Raw genomic sequence first — 529 nt, 5'->3', positions numbered from 1 at the left:
CTCGCAGACAAGAAAACAAAATAACCCTTCCATTTATCGTCGTTGACGTCGTTTCGACGACGCCGACAGCAATCACTATCAAATTCTTCAATCAGTAAATCTAATAAGGAAATGTAGTAATGAAAAAACTACTAATCAGTGCGTTAGTTCTAGCTAGCTTTGGCTCATCAGCAGGTCTATTTAGTTCGGATACAGATGATGCAATCCAGACAATTAAAGAAGGCAGTCCAGATGGTTGCCCTTTCGCAATAGGGGATATGATCGACTCGGCATTCACCAATGAAACTTGGAAATCAGGTAAAACCAAATCGGGGCGAATCTTCGTTGATATTGAAGGTGATGTGAATTTCCGCAATCAAGAGCAGAAAGCATTTATGCAATTCGAAGTTGATGGGGATGAGTTCTGGCTCAATACATTGAAGCTAAATAACCAGTACCAAAGTCAGATGATGACTCGTAGCTTCGCAAATCATCTATGCGATTCAGTTAAGTAAGCTGGGGTATTAAATCGTTAAGGGTGATATCGAGA

The 529-nt window shown here is 40.5% G+C and carries 1 protein-coding gene; it reads left to right on the top strand.

Features of this window, described 5'->3' with window-relative positions:
• The first annotated feature begins 119 nt into the window (after positions 1 to 119).
• Entirely contained in the window at positions 120 to 494 is a 375-nt protein-coding gene (locus tag R7093_RS27780) for a hypothetical protein (RefSeq protein WP_318147351.1), read from the top strand.
• Positions 495 to 529 lie beyond the last annotated feature (35 nt).

It is taken from the genome of Vibrio sp. 1580 (assembly GCF_033340055.1).
Note: the sequence above shows the minus strand (reverse complement) of the source record. Positions and strands in the feature narration are given on the sequence as shown.